Raw genomic sequence first — 20295 nt, 5'->3', positions numbered from 1 at the left:
CATGGCGGTCGCTGCTGCTGGGACTGAAACGACGGAAGCGGCGGCAATGGCAGCCCGGCCGGAAGCGGCCGGGCTCCGGGACCGCGTTGCGCTGGCGGTGCAGCGGTCGGTGCAGGGCCGCTGCTGGCGTGAGACGCGCGCCGACGAGACCTCGGTCAGGGATATTTGCCGACAGCACGACCTGCCCGATCTCATTGGCCGCATCCTGGCGGCGCGAGGCATCGCGCTGGATAGCGTGCCGGACTATCTCTCCCCCAGTCTGCGCGCCTATCTGCCGGACCCCGACGTTCTCGCCGACGGTGCAAAGGCGGCATCGATCGTGGCCGATGCCGTGCAGGCCGGAGAAACCATCGGTGTCTTCGGCGACTACGATGTTGATGGCGCCACCTCGACGGCGCTCATGGTCCGGTATCTGCGCGATGCCGGCGCCAGGACGGTGCTTCATATCCCTGACCGGCTTGAAGAGGGGTACGGCCCCAATCTGCCGGCGGTCGAGGCGATGGCCGAAAAGGGTGCATCACTGTTCCTGTTCCTGGATTGCGGCACCACGGCCTTCGATGTGCTGAAAGCCGTCGGCGAACGGGGGCTGCCCGCCGTGGTCGTGGATCATCATACCGCCGAAGCGCGTTTGCCCGATGTGCGGGCCGTCGTGAACCCGAATCGCCAGGACGATACCAGCGGGCTCGGGGATCTGGCCGCCTGCGGCGTGACATTTCTCCTGCTCGTCGGCATCAATCGCCGGCTTCGAACAGCGGGGCATTTCGGCGAGCAATGCCGGGAGCCGTCTCTTCTCGGCCTGCTGGATCTGGTTGCACTGGGCACGATTTGCGATGTCGTGCCGCTGACGGGGCTCAACCGCGCCTTTGTGGCCCAGGGCCTCAAGGTCATCAACGCCCGATCCAATTCCGGTTTGGCAGCGTTGGCGCGCGTGGCCGGTCTTGAGGGCGCTCTGGATGGCTACCACGCCGGATTCATTCTGGGACCCCGGATCAATGCCGGCGGGCGCGTCGGCCGGGCGGATCTGGGGGCCCGGCTGCTTTCCGGCGATCTGGACGGCGAGGATGTCGACAGCATCGCCGGCCTTCTCGATACCCACAATGAAGACCGCAAGGCGCGGGAGCGGGCTGTGCTGGACGATGCTGCGGCGCATGTGGTCTGCGATTCCGGCGGCACGCCGGTCTGTCCGGTCGTGACCGTGCACGGCAATGGCTGGCATCCCGGCGTGATCGGCATTGTCGCCGGTCGCCTGAAGGAGAAATTTGCCAGGCCGGTTTGCGTGATCAGCTGGCAGTTGGGCCCGGATGGAGCGCCTGCAGGGGTGGGGAAGGCGTCTGCGCGATCCGTGCCTGGTATCGATCTCGGGCGCGCGGTGATCGATGCCCGCAATGCCGGGCTGCTGCTGGCTGGCGGCGGTCACGCGATGGCGGCTGGATTCTCGATCGAGCGAAGGGCTCTGGACGCCTTTCAGGCGTTCATGGACGACCATGTCCGCCGTCAGATTGCCGATGCTTTTCCAGGCACCGATTCGCCGGACGACAGTCCGCTGGCCCGGGACTACCGGATCGACAGCATCCTCGCCGCCGAAGCGGCGACAGTGGGCACGGCGCATCTGGTTGCCAGACTTGGCCCATTCGGCCCCGGCAATCCGGAGCCGCGTTTCGTTATTCCGTCGGTGCGCCTGATAAAGCCGCGTGTGGTGGGGGCCGGTCATGTCAGCTTCTTCGCGTCCGGCGGTGGCGGCGCAAGCCTCAAGGCAATCGCGTTTCGCGCCGCCGACGGGCCGTTGGGCGCGGTCCTGATGGGGGGCGGCCGGGATCGGCCGGTTCATATTGCCGGGACATTGCGGATCGACCGGTGGCAGGGCCGTGAGACGGTCCAGATCCTGGTCGAGGACGCAGCCCACGCCGATGCGACATAGCCGTTCCGATCGATCTTGAACAACTTCCGCAAGCGGACCGAAAAAGGTCTTGCTTTTGAGTGGCCCGGAAGGTAATTCTCCCGCCGCAAACGGTTGCCGCCTGACACTGGCGGTAACGGACGCGGCCTCGTCCCCTTCGTCTAGAGGCCTAGGACACCGCCCTTTCACGGCGGCAACAGGGGTTCGAATCCCCTAGGGGACGCCAGCTTCCGACGCGCCATATGGCGCAGGAATGCTCGGCTGATAAGCGGGTTGTCGCTTCGGTGTGCGTACCAATGCCTCAATATCAAGACCAAATGAGTTGGGCAGCGGCCACCCTTTGTCACGCTGCGGAAACGGCGTTTCGGTTATAATCGTACCCCTGTCAGCCCAATTTTTATGGGGTACCGTCATGATTCGCCTTTTCAGCACTGCGTCGCTCGCAACAACGATCCTGTTGGCCGGCTGTATCTCAACGCCGGTCACCGATCCGCCGCCGCGAGAGCCGATCGCCACGAATTGCGACGCACGCTCCGCCGCCTGGTCAGTCGGACTTACCGCGACCGATGAAATCATCGATCGCGCGTGGGAGGACGCCAACGCGCGATTCATGAGAGTTATTCGACCCAACAAAGCCGTGACCATGGAGTTCAATCCGGAGCGGATAAACTTCGAGCTTGATCGCAACGAGGTTATTCGCGCCGTCCGCTGCGGCTGAGACGGGAATCACTGGCAGGGCGCTCCCGGAGATCTCGGCTACCGGAAGGCCTTCTGTGATGCTGCAGTGAGCCGTCGGGCGCTTGCGGCCATGACCTGCAATGGTGCGGCTGGTTTCGTGATCGCGACGAGCGGTTTCGTGGCGGGCCGGGAAAGGTCATTGTGGCCGACCGAGTGGCTCGGTCGCCCCTTCGCCGCACCTGCAAAAATTAGCGCCAGTTCGGCTGTGCCTAGCGACGTTTGTGCTTCTGAGCTGGCTTGGTGGCGCTCGTTCCAAGTCCGATGGATTTGGCGAAGCTTGACCGCTTCTGCGAGTAATTGGGCGCAACCATTGGATAATCGTGCGGCAAGTTCCACTTCGCACGATAGTCTTCCGGGGTCATGTTGTACTGGGTCCGGAGATGCCGCTTCAGCATCTGCAATTTGCGGCCGTCCTCAAGGCAAACGATATAGTCGGGTTGAACGCTGCGTTTGATCGGAACAGCGGGTTTCTGCTGTCTGGGGGGTTCCTGGGATGGCGTATCGCCGAGCCAGGCCAGTGCCTGGTGTACGTTGTGCACCAGGGACGGAAGGTCAGTCGGCGCGACTGGGTTCTTCGCGACATAAGACGCAGTGATCAGGGCTGTCATCCTGATCAGGCTGTCTTGGTTATTCTCGTCCCGTGCCGGGCTATCCTGTCTCTCGTCTCTCAGATTCATCGACTTCTGTTTCCGTTGTGGCGGGAAAGAATTCTCACTTTTTTGGATCGTATCACACCTCCAACTTCAAACATCTATAGCTTGTAACAGAGGATATTTCAATCGGTTTAGTTAAGACATCGCTGGCGGTGACGCGATGTTTAAGATACTTATCGATATTTTTTCCCAGACGGGGAAAAATGAGCGCGCTAACTGCCTGTATAATAAGTCAATTTATAGAGAATATTGGAAATTCAGTTATACGTACCGGAAAATATAGGAACGATATCACGAAAAATCGGAAAAAGATCGACATTGGCAATATGAAGAATGTGGTAATGATCGGTATTTAGTAATAAAAATAATGTACGATCATCCGCTGATGGTCATATGTTGAATATCATAACACGTGAGAATTTTTGTACGGATTCGTCGCGCCTGCGATGCTGCGAAAAGCCCACCCCACGACGTGGGCGCGAGTCTTCGGAATTTACCTTTAATAAACATGATATTTTCGCGTTAGGTGCAGAATCGTGCACTGGTTCGCTCTGCACTTGGCGATGTTTGACGTCGGGTTTGCGGGGGTCGATTTCCGTGCCGGCGGCATCCGATATTCATTCCACTTTTCGCAGTTGGGCAAGCATCTGCCGGCCGCCTGGGAAAGGAACGATAGGATTCTATTCTTCGGTTCTGCCGGCTCGCACCCGTGCAAAATGCCTGGCAATCTCCGAAAACTCGGTTTCATCAGCCGGTTCGCCGGAATTGGCGACCGCGCGTGTTTCCAGCATTGCGAAGGCAGCGCCCAGCCGGTGCAGCGTGTCGAGATAGGATTCCAGAAGTTCGGAGAATTTCTCTGATACGACGATCCGGGTTCGGCGGCCGTCTACCGTGTCTTTCTCACGGCGTATGAGGCCGCGCTCTTCAAAGAGACTCAATTTCTTGGACGCCGAGATGTAGTAACCGCCGGTGAAGACGACGATATCCTGCACAAACACGTCGCGCTGTTGCAGATGGCGCTCGGCGACGAATCGAAGAATCTCCATTGTCGGTCGGTCGACGAGGCGGCCGAAAAGGCGGCGTTCGTAATCTTCAACCCAGCGCAGGCATTGCAGCACGAAGAGCCGGCGTTCGTCGGCTTCGATGCCCATTTGCTCCCCGGAGGCGTGATCTCCGGCATCCTGGACGGGTTGCCTCGGAATTACGGGGTCGATGATTGCGGCTCCTTCCGGCTTGTCTTCTGATCCCGCTCTCCACCCGCAATGCAGGCGACACCAGCAGTTGTTGCCCCAGTACGGCTAACGGCTGCCGGCGGAAGGAAATCCGGCAGTCACCAAGGGCGCAGCCGGAACGTTGAAATCAATCCCCGAACGCTATCAGATGGCGCTAATATAGCGCAATCAAATTTGCGTTTAATTTGGTTCGCATACACGTCATGTGCGAACAACTTACCGCGGGCAGAGGGTTCCTTGTTACCGCGGCCTGTGGTATCTGGTCCGCTCGCCACCAACTGCCGTTAGAAGATCCATGACAGTCGTGCGTTTCGCTCCCAGCCCTACCGGCAGATTGCATGTGGGCAATGCCCGCACCGCACTGGTGACGTGGCTTCATGGCCGCAAACGAGCCGGAACCTGTATTCTGCGCTTCGACGATACCGATACCAATCGGTCCAGCGAAGCTTATGTAGACGCCATCCGTGACGACCTGGCGTGGCTGGGTCTGGATTGGGATCAGGAGCAGCGGCAATCGGCGCGCGTGGACCGTTACGCTGACACGATCGAACGGCTGAAATCGTCCGGGCGCATTTATCCTTGCTACGAGTCCGAAGAAGAACTTGCGCTGAAGCGCGCCAGTCTGCTGTCTCGTGGCCTCCCGCCCCTGTATGACCGGGCGGCTCTGTCGCTTTCTGCTTCCGAGCGCCAGGCGTTCGAGGCTGAAGGCCGCAGTCCCCATTGGCGCTTCAGACTGGAACCGACGCCGATCGCCTGGACGGATCTGGTCCGCGGGCCGATATCGTTCTCCGGCGCCGATCTCAGCGATCCAGTCGTCATCCGAGAGGACGGTTCTCCGCTCTATCACATCTGTTCCGTTATCGACGATATCGATATGGGTGTTACCGATGTGGTGCGTGGAGAAGACCATGTGTCCAACACGGCCACGCATATCCAGATGTTCGAGGCGCTGGATGCGCCGATACCCCGGTTTGCCCATCTGGCGCTATTGTCGGCCGCAGATGGCCAGGGGCTGTCCAAGCGCGGCGGCAGCATGTCGCTGGGAGACCTCAGAGACGACGAGGGTATCGAGCCTGCGGCGCTGAGGAGCCTGCTTGCCCGCATCGGTACGTCGGATCCGGTCGAGCCGGTCGAGGATATCGATGCGCTGGTAGCGACGTTCGACTTTGCCCGGTTCGGGCGGGCGACCGCGAGGTTCGATATCGCGGAACTGCTGCGGATCAATGCCCGCATCGTCCATGGAATGAGCTTCGAGCGCGCGCGCGACGGGCTGATCGCCGCTGGCCTGCCCGAGGCCGACGAGGCATTCTGGGCGGCGGTCCGGCCGAATATCTCCCGGATAAAGGAGGCGGGCGAATGGTGGGCGATCGCCAAGGAGCCGATCGAACCGGTTATCGAGGACGAGGAATTCGCCCATGCGGCGGCGGAGCTGCTGCCGCCGGAACCGTGGACGGCGCAGACCTGGGCGCAATGGACCGGCGCAATCAAGGAAGCCACCGGGCGCAAGGGCAAGTCGCTGTTCATGCCGTTGCGGATGGCGCTGACAGGGCGTCAGCACGGACCTGAACTGGCCGAATTGCTGGTGCTGATCGGCCGCGACCGGACCCTGGATCGGCTTTCCGGCCGTCGCGCCTGATGCCCGGTCGAGCGTCGAAGAATTCCATGCTTGAGGGGGGACGGCCGTGTCCTTGATGCTGACGAACACGTTGACGGGCCGCAAGGAGCCGTTCGCGCCGATCGATCCGGACCACATCCGAATGTATGTTTGCGGTCCCACGGTCTACGATTTCGCCCATATCGGCAATGCGCGGCCGGTCGTGGTTTTCGACGTTCTTTATCGTCACCTTCGGTATCTGTACCCCCGGGTGACCTATGTCCGGAACATCACCGATGTGGACGACAAGATCATCGAAGCATCACGCAGAACGGGCGAATCGATCGACCTGATCACGACGCGAACGACAGCGGCCTATCAGGAGGATATGCGCGCGATCGGCGCACTGGACCCGGATATCGAACCGCGCGCTACAGCCCATATTGACGATATGATCGCCATGATTTCACGGCTGATCGAGCGGGGGCATGCCTATGCCGCCGACGGTCATGTCCTGTTCAATGTGCCGTCCATGCCGGACTATGGCGCATTGTCCCGTCGCGATCGTGACGGGCAGATTGCCGGCGCGCGGGTCGAGGTCGCATCGTACAAGAAGGACCCTGCCGATTTCGTGCTTTGGAAGCCGGCCGAGCCCGGCGCTCCTGGCTGGGACAGTCCCTGGGGGCGCGGCCGGCCGGGTTGGCATATCGAATGTTCGGCCATGTCGGCCCGGCATCTCGGTGCGACATTCGACATCCACGGCGGCGGCCAGGATCTGATTTTTCCTCACCACGAGAACGAGATCGCGCAGAGCCGCTGCGCCCACGGCACTGACGCAATGGCCCGTTGCTGGATCCATAACGGATATGTCATGGTCGAGGGCGAGAAGATGTCGAAATCGCTGGGCAATTTCCGCACGGTTCACGATCTGCGCGACCAGTGGCCCGGCGAAGTGATACGCATGGTGTTGCTGTCGGCCCAGTACCGGCAACCGCTCGACTTCACAGAGGACGGTTTGCGTCAGGCAAAAGCGTCGCTCGATCGGCTGTACGGAGCCCTCCGCCACCAGGTGGACACGGCGGCTGGCCCGGACGTATTGCCCCTGGCGCCGGACGATCCGGTGATCCGGGCGTTGAATGACGATCTGAATACACCACAGGCAATGGCGGCGCTTCACGAAACCGCGGGGGCGGTGAACCGTGCAAGCGGTGATGAAGCACGACGATTGGTCGGCCTGCTTCGGTCGCAGGCCAATCACATGGGCCTGCTGACGGTGGACCCGGAGGCCTGGTTCCAGCAGATGCCGGCCGCGGATGGACCAGGGACAGAGGAGATCGAGGCAATGATCGTGGCGCGTCAGGAGGCTCGAAAGACGCGTGATTTCAAGGAGGCCGATCGAATTAGGGACACGTTGGCCGATCAGGGCGTCATCCTTGAGGATGGTCCGACCGGTACGACGTGGAAGCGGAACTGATTTTCCCGCGGCGGCCGCCAAATGGGGCCGCCCATTCCCTTTTGGGCCATGTTGATGACGTGGTGCAGCCGCTAACCTGACCTGTGCCAGTGCATGGGCGGCGGTTCGCCCCCGTGTCGACGATATTCGGATGACCGATCATGCCAGAACGTATCTATATTTTTGACACGACTCTTCGTGACGGGGCACAGTCTCAGGGTACGGATTTTTCCGTCGCCGACAAACAGGCCATCGCCCGCGAGCTCGATCGCATCGGTATCGATTATATCGAGGGCGGATGGCCCGGCGCCAATCCGACCGATGATGCCTTTTTTGCCGACCGGCCGGTGCTCTCCCACGCCCGGTTCACCGCGTTCGGCATGACGAAGCGCGCCGGACGGAGTGTGGAGAACGATCCCGGATTGAGCGCCGTCGTCAATTCCTCCGCCGACACGATCTGCCTGTTCGGCAAGACATGGGACTTCCACGTCGACATTGCGCTCGGCATCGGCCGGGACGAGAACATCACCGGCATTCGGGAGAGCATCGCAGCCGCCCACGACCGCAAGGGCGAGGCGATCTTCGACTGCGAACATTTCTTCGACGGGTACAAGGCCAACCCGGACTATGCGCTTGAATGCGCGGTTGCTGCATACGAAGCCGGCGCGCGCTGGGTGGTGCTGTGCGACACCAACGGGGGAACGCTCCCGGACGAGGTCGAGGCCATCGTCCGCGAGGTTGCGGCCCGGATTCCCGCTGATCGGCTGGGCATTCACGCCCATAACGATACCGAAAATGCCGTCGCCAATACACTCGCCGCAGTGCGCGCGGGCGTTCGCCATGTCCAGGGCACTCTGAATGGTCTGGGCGAGCGGTGCGGCAATGCCAATCTGGTCTCGCTTCTGCCGACCCTGATGGTCAAGATGGGTTTCGAGAGCGGGGTGACACCGGAGAAACTCGCGCGATTGACGCATCTTTCGCGCTGGTTCGACGAGCATGTCATGAACAGGGCCCCGCAGCGCAACGCGGCGTATGTTGGCGAGAGCGCCTTTGCCCATAAGGGCGGCGTGCATGTTTCAGCTGTCGAAAAGGCGCCGGAGACATACGAGCATATCGACCCGACCCTGGTCGGCAACAAACGCCATATCGTTGTCAGTGATCAGGCCGGACGGTCCAACGTTCTGGCCCGCCTCAGATCCGTCGGGGTCGAGGTCGATCCGCAGCACGCAAATATCTCCAAGCTTGTCGCCCTGGTCAAGCAGCGGGAGTTCGACGGATATGCGTATGATGGCGCCGAAGCGAGTTTCGAAATGCTGGCACGGCGGTTACTCGGACAGGTGCCGGACTATTTCGAACTGAAGCGATTTTCGGTGACGGACGAGCGCCGTTTCAATGCGCGCGGAGAGTTGGTGACGGAATCCGAGGCAACGGTCAAAGTTCGTCTCGGCCGGGAGATGCGCCATACGGTCGCTGACGGCAATGGTCCCGTGAACGCGATCGATCTGGCATTGCGCAAGGCGCTGCTGGACTTTTACCCGCAATTGGAAGGGCTGCGGCTGGTCGATTATCGGGTCCGGATCATGCGCGAAACCCAGGCGACCGGGGCAACGACGCGCGTTCACATCGACAGCGTCAATGGCGACGGGGACCGCTGGACGACGGTCGGCGTGTCGACGAATATAATCGATGCGTCGTTCGATGCGCTGCTAGACAGCTTCACCTACAAGTTGTTCCGGGACCAGGCATCGGCGGTTACCTGATGAGCACAGCCACATTGTCGGGAGCGTCGCCTGCGGAACAGCAGGTCTCGCCTCCTGTTGTTGTACTGGTTGCGCCGCAGCTTGGCGAGAATATCGGCGCGGCGGCGCGGGCAATGCTGAACTGCGGCTGGAGCGAGCTGCGCCTCGTCCGGCCGCGCGATGGCTGGCCAAACCCGGCGGCCGTCGCGAATTCCGCCGGGGCCGATGCCGTCCTGGACGGCGCGCTGGTGTTCGAGACGACGGCGGAAGCCATCGGCGACCTCACCGCAGTGTTCGCGACGACAGCACGGCCCCGGCATATGGTCAAACCGGTTGTCGACCCCGTCGAAGCGGCAAGGCGTCTGAACGATCGGGCAATCGTCGGACACCGGCCCGGGCTCCTGTTCGGGGGTGAGCGTTCGGGTTTGGACAACGACGACGTCGCGTTGGCCGATACCGTGTTGACGATGCCTCTGAACCCCGATTTCACGTCATTGAATCTGGCGCAGGCGGTGCTGGTCGCTGCGTGGAGCTGGCGGCAGCAGTGTCTCGGCCTCGTCGGCGGGCCGTTGCCGAGCGGGGAAGGCGGTCAGCCGGACGCCGGTGCACAAAGCGGTGCCAACGATTCCGATGATGCCTCTCCGTGGTCTCATTCCGGGCGGCGCGACGTCTCGCCCGCACCGCGCAAGGCGATGATCGGGCTGTTCGATCATCTGGAGCGGGAACTGGAGCATGCCGGTTTCTTCAAGGTCGAGGCCATGCGCCCGTCAATGATTCGCAATCTGCGCAGTCTGCTTCTCCGGGCATCTCCCACGGAACAGGAAGTGCGGACGCTTCACGGTGTCGTTACCGCTCTCTCGGATCGCAGGAAGGGAGGCGCGCCCCGTCGTCGGCAGGCATCTTCCAGCAAGGACGCGACTGTTTCCGGTGACGGGGACGAGGGCGAAGGCTGATCTATTGCATTTGAAATATATTCATGACCATCATTGCTGTATTCAGCCGATGACGCGCGGTGGGTGAACTCTCCCCACGACCGCCGTCTATGGGCAGAACTCGATGGTGGTCATGGAGACAGAAACGGGGCGTCGGACATGAAGACCGATCAGGTGGCATCGATGCCACTTGCCGATCTCGTCGGCGGGTGTGCCGCCGGGGATGCTCGGGCGCTGCACCGGCTGTACGATGTCCTGGCGCCCCATTTCTTTGGCATTGCGCTGCGGATCGTCGGCGACGCCCGGATCGCGGAGGACGTCCTGCACGACACCTTCGTCCAGATCTGGCGCCAGTCGGACAAGTTCGATCGGCGGAAGGGGACGGCGCGAGGCTGGATGGTTTCACTTCTGCGATACCGGGCAATCGCCGAGAGAGGCCGCCGACCGGGCGGTGAGGCCTCGGCCCCGTCCGCCAAAGCTTTTCAGGCGACGTCCGGTGCGACTGTCCCGCCGGATGCCGAAGAGCGCGAGCGGGTGCTGCGACTCAATCGGTGTCTTGGTGACCTGCCCGAGAAACCGCGTCGATGCATAGCGTTGGCATTTCTGAATGGCTTGCCGCACGATCGCATCGCCAGCGATCTCGTTGCGCCTGTCGCAACCGTAAAGATCTGGATCAGGCAGGGGGTGATGCGGTTGAAGGAATGTTCGAATTTCCATGGTCAATGACCGCCCCTCCCTTGATGCTACTGCAGCGGAATACGCTCTCGGCACGTTGAGAGGTTCCGATCGCGATATTTTCGAAGCGCGGCTTCGCGAAGATGCCGCTCTGCAAAGCATGGTCGCCCGATGGGAGGACCTGTTGACCCCGATGGCGGCCGCCGTGGCGCCCCAGGAACCACCGCCGGCGGTTTGGCAGCGGATTGGCAGCACACTCGGTTTCTCCGACACGCCCCCACGCCCTGCTCGTGCCGCCGAGGCGATTGGGCCGGAGGCGGAGGGGCCGGAGTCCGTGGAAATCAAAGAAGACACCGGTCCACCCTCCGGTCCGAACGCATATCCGGGAGGTGAGGGGGCACAGCGCTCTGCAGTTGAGGCGCGGCCGGCATTCGTTGTCAGGCGTTCAAGCTCGCTTGAAAACTGGCCGGACCCCGGGGAGGAAAAGGAACTCGCCGCCGCTCGCCGCCGGACGGGCCGCTGGCGGATGGCAGCGGTCGCTCTGGGGATCGTCGCCGCCATTCTGCTACTGATCGTGCTGGGCGCGTTGCCGGATCCAGCTCCGGACTCAACCGGGCCGATCCCGCTGACGGCCGTGCTCAGTCCGGTGGAGGCGTCTCCGGTCTGGACCATTCGCTTTGATCAGGAGCAGGGCCGTTTGCAAGTGGATGCGATTCAGCCCGGGCCGGGTCTCCATGAACAGAGCTACGTCCTGTGGGCGTTGATGCCGGATTCGGGGCCCCGCGCGCTCGGCGAACTCGCTCCCGAACGCCAGACGATATTGTCGGTGTCGGACGATGTCGCGAGCCGTCTTGGCGGCGGGGTTCCCCTGACGATCACACTCGAACCCGCAGGCGGGTCACCGACGGGGCAGCCCACCGGCTCGATTGTCCATACGGGCCGGCTGGAGCCATTTTTTCGGCCCATGTAAGCCGCGCGAGGCGTTTGTGTCAGATCCTGGCGGGCGTGGAGGCATTGACAATACCGTTCTGGTGGCTATAGTCCGCGCACTCCTGGGAAAGTGGGGGCATCACCGGTGCGTTGGCGCCGCGACGATGCTTGCCCGGCCCGATACCTCCGACGGAGGTATCGACGCCATACCAGGACAATGAGTCTCGGCGTTGCAGCCGGGTCAGACCTTTGTTCAAGAGAAACAGGCCAAATCCATGTCCAAGCGTTTGAATTCGAAGCATAAGATTGACCGGCGTCTCGGCGTGAACCTTTGGGGTCGCCCAAAGAGCCCGATCAATCGTCGCGAATACGGCCCTGGTCAGCACGGTCAGCGGCGCAAGAAGCCGACCGACTATGGCATCCAGTTGATGGCCAAGCAGAAGCTCAAGGGCTATTACGGCAATATCGGCGAGAAGCAATTTCGCCGTTACTACGAGGACGCCACGAGGCGCAAGGGCGATACCGGCGAGAACCTGGTTCAGTTGCTTGAGCGGCGTCTGGACATGGTCATTTACCGCATGAAATTCGTGCCCACCGTTTTCGCTGCCCGGCAGTTCGTCAACCACGGACACATCCTGGTCAATGGCAAGCGGCTCAATGTGCCGAGCTATCCGGTCAAGGATACGGATGTCATTTCGATCAAGCAGAAGTCGCGTGAACTGCCGCTCGTTCTTGAAGCGGTGAATAGCGGAGAGCGCGATGTGCCCGATTACGTCGAAGCCGATCACAGCCAGATGACAGGTCGCCTCGTTCGTCCGCCGATGCTGGCCGACGTGCCGTACCCGGTTCAGATGGAACCCAATCTGGTCATCGAGTTCTACAGCCGCTAACGATCAAGCGGTTCATCCGGATCCGACTGTCATACGGCGGCCCGTTCATCGGGCCGCCGTTTTGCCGTTCGGGCCCTGTACCAAGCGATACCGGTCGCGTTGCTATCGCCGTGTGAGAGCGTCCCAGGTATAAATCGCAAGGCCGCTCCAGATCAGCAGGAAAGTGGCAATATTGGCCACGCCAAAGGGTTCCTTGAAAATGAGCACGGCGATCAGAAACTGAATTGTCGGCGCCAGATACTGCATCAGACCGATGGTCGAGTATCGGAGCTTTTGCGCGCCCATCATGAACAGGATCAACGGAGTCGCCGTGACGACGCCGGTTCCGACCAGCAGCGTGCTTTCCCACAATCCGCCGACAGCAAATCGCCCGGTTCCTGTCACCGCGAACCAGAAAACGCCGAACACGGCGATTGGCAGGATGATGCTCGTCTCGACGAGGAGGCCCCCGATCGGATCGATGCGTTCGCGTTTGCGGATCAGACCGTAAAACCCGAATGTCAGGGCAAGACCCAGGGCGATCCAGGGAAACGCACCCAAGGTTATCGTCTGGTTCAGGACGCCAGCCGCTGCCAGACCAACGGCCAGCATCTGTCGCCGATTGAGGGTTTCGCCCAGAAAAATCACACCGAGCGCTACGTTGATCAGTGGGTTGATATAATATCCCAGGCTTGCGTCGAGCAGCCGTTCGATGCTGATGGCATACATGTAGATCAGCCAGTTCAGGCTGACCAACACAGTTGTGACGGCGAAGACACCGACCAGTCGGCGGGACTGGAATGCCGTTACCACCGTAGACGAGCGTCGCAGAACGATCACCAACGGAATCAACAGCAGAACGGTCCACGTAATCCGGTGGGCCATTATCTCGAAGATTGGTGAATTATCGAGCGCGCGGAAATAGAGTGGCAGAACTCCCCAGAGCAGGAACGCCCCAAAGGCCTGGACCAAGCCCAGTTGCGACCGATCCACGGCCAAAGGTCGGTCGGTCATGCCAGGGGCGCTTCCTTTGTACTGGACGCGTCTCTATGCGCTGGCGCTGGAATTGACCGCGATGCCGCGAGCAATGAGAAAATCCTGCAACTCGCCGGTTTCGGCCATTTCCCGCACGATGTCGCAGCCGCCGACAAATTCGCCGGCGATGTAGAGCTGCGGGATCGTCGGCCAGTGAGCGAAATCCTTGACGCCCTGACGGATGCTCGGATCGGTCAGCACGTCTATCGCCTTGTAGTCGACGCCCAGTTGTTCGAGCGTTTGAAGGACCGCCGCCGAGAAGCCGCACTGCGGAAAGATCGGCGATCCCTTCATGTAGAGGACGACTGGATTATCCGCCAGATCCGAACGGATCCGTTCGAACACCGGATTTTCTTGTGCCGCCATATCAAATGGATCCTTCTCTGCAATCCTCGATCACGACCAATCCGGCGCCGATCGATCAGGATGTCGAGGCTTGTTCCGGCGCCGCCGTGGTCAAAGCGAGGGCATGCAATTCGTTGCCCATGCGGCCACTGAGAGATCGGTAAACCATCTGGTGCTGCTGCACCCGTGTCATTCCGGTGAAGGACGGGCTGACGACATAGGCCGCATAATGGTCGCCGTCGCCGCGGAGATCTTCAATCCGAACTTCGGCATCGGGGATCCCGTCCTTGATCATCCGTTCCAGTTCGCTTGCGTCCATTGGCATGGCGGTTGCCTCATCCTCGTGGGCCATGGCGGCGCTGTGGCGCCGCCGGACCGATTGCTGTCGGTGGTTGTCAGTCAGTTCTAGAACATAGCACCGCCCGCGTCGATACCACGATCAGGCCAGGTCGCTTGCCATCAGATCCGGCAGCCAGGACGAGTGGTGACTGGCCAATGTTTCCAGGGCGATCAGTGCACCGGGTGCAGCGAGTGCGATATCAGTGCCCCCGACGATTCCGATCCGCCTGATCGCGACGCCAGCGCGCGCGGCACGGGCGACAAGTGTGTCGGCTTCCGCCGGGCTGACGGTGAGCACGTAGCGGCCCTGATCCTCGCCGAACAGTTGCCCGTGGTCGGCGGCCAGCGCCGGGTCATCCAGGGTCACGCCCCGCTTTCCGGCCATCGCCATTTCCGCGACGGCGACCAGCAAGCCACCATCGGCAACATCGTGACAGGCGTTGATCGCCCCGTCTTCGATTGCCGCTCGGACGAAGTCGCCATTGCGCCGTTCATGGTCCAGGTCGACCGGCGGCGGTGGGCCGTCCTCGCGACCGAAGATTTCCCGCAGGTAAAGGCTCTGACCCAGATGACCCTGGCATTCTCCGACGACCAGAACCACATCGCCGTCGTTCTGAAACGAGAGGCCGGATCGTTGCGTCATGTCGGCGATCAATCCGACGGCGCCGATCGTCGGGGTCGGCAGAATGGCTTCGCCGTTGGTCTCGTTGTAAAGCGAGACATTGCCCGAAACGACGGGGAAATCCAGCTTGCGGCATGCATCGGCCATTCCCTCGATGCAGCCCGCGAACTGGCCCATTATCGCGGGTTTCTCCGGATTGCCGAAATTCATGTTGTCCGTGATCGCAAGCGGCCGGGCTCCGGTCGCGGTCAGGTTGCGCCAGGCCTCGGCCACTGCCTGTCGCCCGCCTGCCACCGGATCGGCCTTGCAATAGCGCGGCGTGCAATCGGTGGTCAGCGCCAGTGCCTTGCCTGTTCCGTGGACACGCACGATTGCCGCGTCTGCGGGCCGCCCGATTCCGGAGGACGAGATGGTATCGTTCATGACTGAGCTGTCGTATTGCTCCCATATCCAGGCCCTGGACGCCAGATCGGGCGATCCCATCAGTTGCTCCAGAACGGTCGTGGCCGGGACAGGCATGGGAAATGCCATGGTGTCGATGGGTGAGGGGGGCGGAGTCGGTTCCCATGGGCGATCGTATTCCGGCGCGTTGCCGACCAGCGGCGCCACCAGGATGTCGGCCTCGATCTCGCCATTCTTGCGCAGCACCAGGCGCCCGCTATCGGTGACGCGGCCGATAACCGCGAAATCCAGTTCCCACTTCTCGAAAATGGCCCGCGCCTGATCCTCGCAACCGGGCTTGAGAACCATCAGCATGCGCTCCTGGCTCTCCGAAAGCATGATCTCGTACGCCGACATGCCTTCTTCCCGTTGCGGAACCTGGTCCAGGTCCAACTCAATGCCACATCCACCCTTGTCCGACATTTCGACCGACGACGAGGTCAGTCCGGCAGCGCCCATATCCTGAATGGCAATGATGGAGTCGGTTGCCATCAGTTCGAGGCACGCTTCCAGCAGCAGCTTTTCCTTGAACGGGTCGCCGACCTGGACCGTCGGCCGCTGGTCCTCGGAGCCTTCGGAAAATTCGGCCGAGGCCATGGTCGCCCCATGAATTCCGTCGCGCCCCGTCCTGGCGCCGACATAGACGACCGGATTGCCGGGCCCGGCGGCTGCCGAATAGAAAATCCGGTCGGCCTGGGCGACACCCACTGTCATCGCGTTGACGAGAATATTCCCGTTATAGGCCGGATGGAAATTCGTCTCGCCGCCGACGGTCGGAACGCCCATGCAGTTTCCGTAGCCGGCGATGCCGGCCACAACACCGGAAACAAGATGTTGCGTCAACGGGTGATCCGGGGACCCGAAGCGCAGGCTGTTCAGATTGGCGACGGGGCGGGCGCCCATCGTGAACACGTCGCGCATGATACCACCAACACCGGTAGCGGCGCCCTGAAACGGCTCGATGAAGCTGGGGTGGTTGTGGCTTTCCATCTTGAACACGACGGCCTGGCCATCGCCGATGTCGATGACGCCCGCATTCTCTCCCGGCCCGCAAATGACCCAGGGCGCCTCGGTCGGCAGGGTCTTGAGCCATCGCTTGGAGGATTTGTACGAGCAATGCTCGGACCACATGACCGAAAAGATGCCGAATTCAGCCAGACTGGGGGTTCGGCCCATGATGCTGACCATGAGATCGTATTCGTCCGCCGACATGCCGTGGCGGGCGGCGAGATCGTGCGTAACCTCCGGAGCGGGCACGGCATCCGGCATGGCGCCGGACGAAGTCTTGGCAGTCTGTGTCGATGTCATGGCGGCGGTTCGCTTGCGTTGGTCAATAGGCTGGAGTCAATTGGCGGGGAGCGTCGAGTGCCGTCCGGGGCTAGGCCGCGACGGATGCAATGCCCCGGAAGAGAGCCATTCCGTCCGGCCGCGTGGCGACGGCAGGGTCGCTCACCCGTTCGGGATGGGGCATCATGCCCAGAATTCTGTGTGTCGGGTTGAAGATACCGGCAATGTCGTTGAGCGAACCATTCGGATTGGCCGCCTGCGTCCGGCGCCCATCACTATCGACATAGCGGAATGCGACGAGGCCATCGCCCTCCACACGGTCGAGCGTTGCCGATTCGGCGAAATAGCGGCCATCGTGGTGAGCCACCGGAACCTCGATGACCTGGCCTTTATCGTATGCCTGCGTGAACGGCGTGTCGTTGCGTTCGACGGACAAGTGAACCATCCGATGGACGAATCGAAGCCCGGCATTGCGCATCAGGGCGCCTGGAAGGAGACCCGCCTCGACCAGTACCTGAAACCCGTTGCAGATGCCCAGGATCGGAACGCCCCGGCCAGCGGCACTGTGGATCGCTTGCATGATCGGCGACCGCGCCGCCATCGCACCCGAGCGCAGATAATCGCCATAGGCGAAACCGCCCGGCAGCACGATCAGGTCGGCGGGCGGCAATTCGGTGTCCCGGTGCCAGACCATTGTCGGCCGATGCCCGGTCGCCAGCGCCATGGCGTCTGCCGCGTCCCGGTCACAGTTGGAAGCGGGAAATACGATAACGGCGCTTTTCATCGGGATGTTCCACTCTGAAGTGATGGGGTGGCCGGGGCCGGGGCCGGTGTGAGGTTGGCAGGGTCCGGGGTGCTGGTTGCGACATCCGGGGACTGGACGATGCTCGTCATGGTCGACCCATCGGCCGCCCGATTGTCGAGATAGACGCGCCACAACAAAAGTGCGGCGGCACTGCGCCAGGGGCGCCATGCGTCAGCCGCCTCGCGCAGTGCCGCCGGGCCGGGCCGTGCGGCCAGGCCGGCGAGTTCCTTCAGTCCGACCTGAATGGCGAGATCGCCGGCGGGCATGACGTCACGCCGTCCCAGCGCCCATAGCAGATAGCATTCGGCGGTCCAGTGACCGATCCCCTTCATTGCCGTCAATGCCCGGATCGCGTCGTCGTCCGGCATTGTCGCCAGTGCGTCGAGATCGATCGCGCCATCCAGCACTGCCCGGGCGAGGGATTGCGCGTAGCGCCCTTTTTGGGCAGAGAAGCCGCAGGCCCTCAGCGTCTCCGGCGACAGCAACAGAAAGGGCTCCGGCGCGACTGGCCACAGATTCCGTGTCAGTCGTGCCCACATCGTCTGTGCGGCGCGAACCGATACCTGTTGCTCCAGGATCAACTGTACCAGCGATCCAAAGCCGGGCGGACGAAACAGTGGCGGAATGCGGTCGGGCCTGTCCAACGCCGGCTGGAACAGGATCGAGCGCCGCGCGAGTGCGGCCATATCTGCCCGGAACGCCTCCGCTCTGCCGTCGGTCTCGCTGGCAACGAGGGGCTCAACGGGGGGCACGGTCATTCCTGAATCGTGATGGCGTAGCTTTCAATGACCGGATTGGCGAGCAGCGACTTGCACATGGCATCGACTTCCGTGCGCGCGGCTTCCGGATCGGTGGTTTTCAGATCAAGCTCAATCAGTTTGCCCTGACGGACCTCGGCGACGCTCTCATGGCCCAATCCCCGCAAGGCATTGCCGATGGCCTGCCCCTGAGGGTCGAGAACACCGCCCTTTAGCCTGATCTCAACGCGTGCTTTCAAAATCGTCATCCTTTCCCTTGGTACCCAACAACGCGCCTGTCGCCCGGATCACCCGGTTCCCGTATCAGGTGGTCTCACGGGTCCTGGCGCCCGCGAAATATCCAGCAACAGGTCAGGGCCGTCGACGAGGGCGGTTCATATCCTTGCGATCAACCGGCTTCTTGCCGTCTTCGGCGCCTGGGATGCCGCCCGTCTCGTTGCCGCCCGTATCCCCGCCGCCCGTGTCGTCGCCAGCAGGTTCCGCTGTCTGAGCATCCCGGTTGATGTCGACGATACCGCCTTCCGGAAGGATGCCGAGACGTCGGGCCACCTCGCGGTAAGCTTCCTCTACCTGGCCCAGATCCTGGCGGAACCGGTCCTTGTCGAGTTTCTCGTTGGTATCGATGTCCCAGAGCCGGCAATTATCCGGGCTGATCTCGTCGGCAAGAACGATGCGCATTTCGCCCGCCTCGTTATACAGACGTCCGAACTCCAGCTTGAAGTCGACGAGGCGCAGCCGGGTGCCGAGGAAAAGCCCCGACAGGTAGTCGTTTACCCGCAGTGTCATCGCCATTATATCATCGATGTCCTGGGGTGACGCCCATCCGAAGGCGGTGATGTGCTCTTCGGATATCATCGGATCGCCAAGTTCGTCCGATTTGTAGTAGAACTCCATGATGGAGCGGGGCAGAACAGTGCCTTCCTCGACGCCGAATCGCTTGGAAAACGACCCGGCCGCCACGTTGCGGACGACCACTTCTATGGGAACGATCTCGACTTCGTAGCAAAGCTGCTCGCGCATGTTGAGGCGCTTGATAAAGTGGGTCGGCACGCCGATCTCACCCAGCTTCACCATCAGATATTCGGAAATCCGATTGTTGAGGACCCCCTTGCCGGAGATCGTTCCATGCTTCTGGTTGTTGAAGGCGGTTGCGTCGTCTTTGAAGTATTGGACGACCGTACCCGGTTCTGGTCCTTCGAACAGGACTTTTGCCTTGCCTTCGTAAATCCGTCTCCGACGGGTCATGGGCTTTTGCTTCCTTGAAAACTATCGGCTAGGCAAGGACACTTGCGGTATGGGGCGCGACGGTAACCGTGCCTCATATGTCATATAGCAACTTGCCTCGTCCGGCTCAATGATCCCCGACGGGATCAGCCAAATGCATCGAAAGCGGTTCCGGGCCCGGAGCTGCGCCTCATGGCGGAGGTAACAGGCGCGGGGTATCGGGCAGGGTACCATTGCGACGGGTTGGTTTGCCTGCTACCCATTGCCGGAAGCCATCGCCAGGGTCATTGTCAGACAGGGCCGTTGTCAGGCAGAGGTTGTCGAGCCCGGATTGCAGACTGGGCCAACGCATGTTTTCGGAGACCGATCCGCATGAACACCTTCGACGAACGCAAGAAAGCATTCGAAGCAAAATTTCAGCACGACCAGGAGCTGCTGTTCAGGATAACCAATCGCCGAAACCGCCTGCTGGGCCTCTGGGCTGCGGAGCTGCTCGGCAAATCGGCTGACGATGCCGCGACATATGCACGCGAGGTGATCGCCGCGGATTTCGAGCGACCCGGCCATGAGGACGTGGTCGAAAAGGTCCGGGCAGATTTCAAGGCGGCGAATGTCGAACTGAGTGATCATCGTCTTCGCAAGAAAATGGATGAGTTGCTGGCGGTGGCTCACGACCAGATCATGACGGAGATCAAGGACTGATACCGCCGTCCCCGACCGATTCGAA

The 20295-nt window shown here is 61.7% G+C and carries 19 protein-coding genes, 1 tRNA gene and 1 pseudogene; 11 read left to right on the top strand and 10 right to left on the bottom strand.

Features of this window, described 5'->3' with window-relative positions:
* Window position 1: 1 nt before the first annotated feature.
* The 3 genes from recJ (at window position 2) to ABZ728_RS09200 (ending at window position 2615) form a co-directional block, all read left to right on the top strand.
* Complete coding sequence (gene recJ, locus ABZ728_RS09210) at window positions 2-1918, top strand: single-stranded-DNA-specific exonuclease RecJ (protein WP_366655807.1); 1917 nt, start codon at window positions 2-4, stop codon at window positions 1916-1918.
* Window positions 1919-2047: 129 nt separating this feature from the next.
* Window positions 2048-2123, top strand: a tRNA-Glu gene (locus ABZ728_RS09205).
* 186 nt (window positions 2124-2309) lie between these two features.
* Window positions 2310-2615 (top strand): I78 family peptidase inhibitor, encoded by a 306-nt coding sequence (locus ABZ728_RS09200; protein ID WP_366655806.1) that lies wholly within the window; start codon window positions 2310-2312, stop codon window positions 2613-2615.
* 229 nt (window positions 2616-2844) lie between these two features.
* Here the strand turns inward: ABZ728_RS09200 and ABZ728_RS09195 are convergent, their stop codons facing one another.
* The gene (locus ABZ728_RS09195; RefSeq protein ID WP_366655805.1) at window positions 2845-3312 is read right to left on the bottom strand and encodes a MucR family transcriptional regulator; all 468 of its coding nucleotides are present in this window, start codon (window positions 3310-3312) and stop codon (window positions 2845-2847) included.
* 656 nt (window positions 3313-3968) lie between these two features.
* Window positions 3969-4439 carry a hypothetical protein gene (locus ABZ728_RS09190; protein WP_366655804.1) on the bottom strand — a complete coding sequence of 157 codons (471 nt, stop codon included), beginning with the start codon at window positions 4437-4439 and terminating at the stop codon, window positions 3969-3971.
* Window positions 4440-4815: 376 nt separating this feature from the next.
* Between ABZ728_RS09190 and gltX the strand changes: the two genes are divergently transcribed.
* The 7 genes from gltX to rpsD all read left to right on the top strand — a co-directional run bounded on the left by gltX (window position 4816) and on the right by rpsD (window position 12733).
* Complete coding sequence (gene gltX, locus ABZ728_RS09185; protein WP_366655803.1) at window positions 4816-6156, top strand: glutamate--tRNA ligase; 1341 nt, start codon at window positions 4816-4818, stop codon at window positions 6154-6156.
* A 46-nt stretch (window positions 6157-6202) separates the two neighbouring features.
* Window positions 6203-7588, top strand: a complete 1386-nt coding sequence (gene cysS / locus ABZ728_RS09180; RefSeq protein WP_366655802.1) for a cysteine--tRNA ligase — start codon at window positions 6203-6205, stop codon at window positions 7586-7588.
* Between the two features lie 137 nt (window positions 7589-7725).
* The gene (gene cimA, locus ABZ728_RS09175; protein WP_366656229.1) at window positions 7726-9327 is read left to right on the top strand and encodes a citramalate synthase; all 1602 of its coding nucleotides are present in this window, start codon (window positions 7726-7728) and stop codon (window positions 9325-9327) included.
* The gene (locus ABZ728_RS09170) at window positions 9327-10259 is read left to right on the top strand and encodes an RNA methyltransferase (RefSeq protein WP_366655801.1); all 933 of its coding nucleotides are present in this window, start codon (window positions 9327-9329) and stop codon (window positions 10257-10259) included. The genes cimA and ABZ728_RS09170 overlap by 1 nt, the downstream gene beginning before the upstream one ends.
* A 138-nt stretch (window positions 10260-10397) precedes the next feature.
* A complete protein-coding gene (locus ABZ728_RS09165) occupies window positions 10398-10964 on the top strand; it encodes a sigma-70 family RNA polymerase sigma factor (RefSeq protein WP_366655800.1) in 567 nt (188 codons plus the stop codon).
* Window positions 10954-11883 carry an anti-sigma factor gene (locus ABZ728_RS09160; protein ID WP_366655799.1) on the top strand — a complete coding sequence of 310 codons (930 nt, stop codon included), beginning with the start codon at window positions 10954-10956 and terminating at the stop codon, window positions 11881-11883. Before ABZ728_RS09165 ends, ABZ728_RS09160 begins: the two co-directional genes overlap by 11 nt.
* Before the next feature lie 235 nt (window positions 11884-12118).
* On the top strand, window positions 12119-12733 hold the full coding sequence (gene rpsD / locus ABZ728_RS09155) for a 30S ribosomal protein S4 (protein WP_366656228.1): 615 nt from the start codon (window positions 12119-12121) through the stop codon (window positions 12731-12733).
* A gap of 102 nt (window positions 12734-12835) precedes the next feature.
* Here the strand turns inward: rpsD and rarD are convergent, their stop codons facing one another.
* The 8 genes and pseudogenes from rarD to purC form a co-directional block, all read right to left on the bottom strand.
* Window positions 12836-13726, bottom strand: coding sequence for an EamA family transporter RarD (rarD, locus tag ABZ728_RS09150; RefSeq protein WP_366655798.1), 891 nt, complete (start codon window positions 13724-13726; stop codon window positions 12836-12838).
* Between the two features lie 33 nt (window positions 13727-13759).
* Entirely contained in the window at window positions 13760-14113 is a 354-nt protein-coding gene (gene grxD, locus ABZ728_RS09145) for a Grx4 family monothiol glutaredoxin (protein ID WP_366655797.1), read from the bottom strand.
* Window positions 14114-14168: 55 nt separating this feature from the next.
* Entirely contained in the window at window positions 14169-14417 is a 249-nt protein-coding gene (locus tag ABZ728_RS09140) for a BolA family transcriptional regulator (RefSeq protein ID WP_366655796.1), read from the bottom strand.
* Window positions 14418-14531: 114 nt separating this feature from the next.
* Window positions 14532-16763, bottom strand: coding sequence for a phosphoribosylformylglycinamidine synthase subunit PurL (gene purL, locus ABZ728_RS09135; RefSeq protein WP_366656227.1), 2232 nt, complete (start codon window positions 16761-16763; stop codon window positions 14532-14534).
* Window positions 16764-16872: 109 nt separating this feature from the next.
* Entirely contained in the window at window positions 16873-17565 is a 693-nt protein-coding gene (gene purQ / locus ABZ728_RS09130) for a phosphoribosylformylglycinamidine synthase subunit PurQ (protein ID WP_366655795.1), read from the bottom strand.
* Window positions 17562-18344: a hypothetical protein gene (locus ABZ728_RS09125; RefSeq protein ID WP_366655794.1), complete on the bottom strand. Its 783-nt coding sequence runs from the start codon at window positions 18342-18344 to the stop codon at window positions 17562-17564. Before ABZ728_RS09125 ends, purQ begins: the two co-directional genes overlap by 4 nt.
* Complete coding sequence (gene purS, locus ABZ728_RS09120) at window positions 18341-18583, bottom strand: phosphoribosylformylglycinamidine synthase subunit PurS (RefSeq protein WP_366655793.1); 243 nt, start codon at window positions 18581-18583, stop codon at window positions 18341-18343. The genes ABZ728_RS09125 and purS overlap by 4 nt, the downstream gene beginning before the upstream one ends.
* A 238-nt stretch (window positions 18584-18821) precedes the next feature.
* Window positions 18822-19589, bottom strand: a pseudogene (gene purC / locus ABZ728_RS09115) (phosphoribosylaminoimidazolesuccinocarboxamide synthase); the annotation flags it as partial.
* A gap of 351 nt (window positions 19590-19940) precedes the next feature.
* Between purC and ABZ728_RS09110 the strand changes: the two are divergent.
* Window positions 19941-20270 carry a DUF1476 domain-containing protein gene (locus ABZ728_RS09110; RefSeq protein WP_366655792.1) on the top strand — a complete coding sequence of 110 codons (330 nt, stop codon included), beginning with the start codon at window positions 19941-19943 and terminating at the stop codon, window positions 20268-20270.
* The last annotated feature ends 25 nt before the right edge of the window (window positions 20271-20295 follow it).

Origin of the sequence: Fodinicurvata sp. EGI_FJ10296, from assembly GCF_040712075.1 — a bacterium.
Classification (GTDB): Bacteria; Pseudomonadota; Alphaproteobacteria; order DSM-16000; family Inquilinaceae; genus JBFCVL01.
The sequence above is the reverse complement of the archived record's forward strand: the minus strand, read 5'-3'. Positions and strand labels throughout refer to the sequence as shown.